This window comes from Bartonella sp. AA81SXKL, assembly GCF_042196945.1.
Classification (GTDB): Bacteria; Pseudomonadota; Alphaproteobacteria; order Rhizobiales; family Rhizobiaceae; genus Bartonella.
Genome location: NZ_JBHIRH010000175.1, coordinates 1 through 803, shown reverse-complemented (window position 1 = coordinate 803; position 803 = coordinate 1). Strand labels below are relative to the sequence as shown.

Below are 803 nucleotides of genomic sequence, written 5' to 3'. Positions count from 1 at the left end.
CGATCCCCACACTGATCAATATTACGTCAGATGATATCGAATGGACAAGCTTTTTTTCAAGCGCCTTCTTATTTATTTACCCCTATTAAATTGAACTTAGCTTTGCATGTTGTAGGGCAACGCGCTGATGGTTATCATTTAATAGAAAGTTTGGTTTATTTTAGTCTCAGTGGTGATTGTTTAAGCTGCACACCTTTTGGGAGTAACCGCTTTGTTTTAACAGGTCCTTTTGCAGATGAGCTTGTTTCTGATGCAGAAAATTTGGTTGTTCGTGCACATGATTTTATGTGTAACACCTTTCCTGAATGTGCTAAACCTGCTTTTTTTCAACTTGTTAAATTATTGCCGGTTGCTTCAGGGGTTGGTGGTGGTTCGGGTAATGCTGCTGGTGTTTTGAGTCTGTTGCGTCAGCAATGGGCTCTTGATTGCTCTTGTGAAAAATTAGCGGAAATGAGTTTAGTTCTTGGCGCTGATGTACCAATGTGTCTTTTTGCATTGGAGTATCAGCAGCCACTTTTTGTTAAAGGAATTGGGCAAGATATAACACGGCTAAAAGAGGCTTGTTCTCTTGCAATGGTTTTAGTTAATCATGGTCAACAGATTGCGACAAAAACTGTTTTTAAGGCTTTAGAGAAGCGCGATCATCCACCCTTGAAAATTGATTCGGCAGCTCTAAAGACGGTTGATTCATTGGTTGAAGCTTTACAGGAAACGCGTAACGATCTTTTTGTTCCTGCCTTAAAAATTGCACCTCAACTGTCTGAGGTTTTATGTGCATTAGATGAGAGTGGAGCTCTTTTTTC

The 803-nt window shown here is 40.0% G+C and carries 1 protein-coding gene; it reads left to right on the top strand.

Going from position 1 to position 803, the window contains the following annotated elements:
* Positions 1–30 precede the first annotated feature (30 nt).
* Positions 31–803: 4-(cytidine 5'-diphospho)-2-C-methyl-D-erythritol kinase (locus ACFINZ_RS10405; RefSeq protein WP_375701472.1), on the top strand; the 773-nt coding region annotated here is incomplete at its 3' end.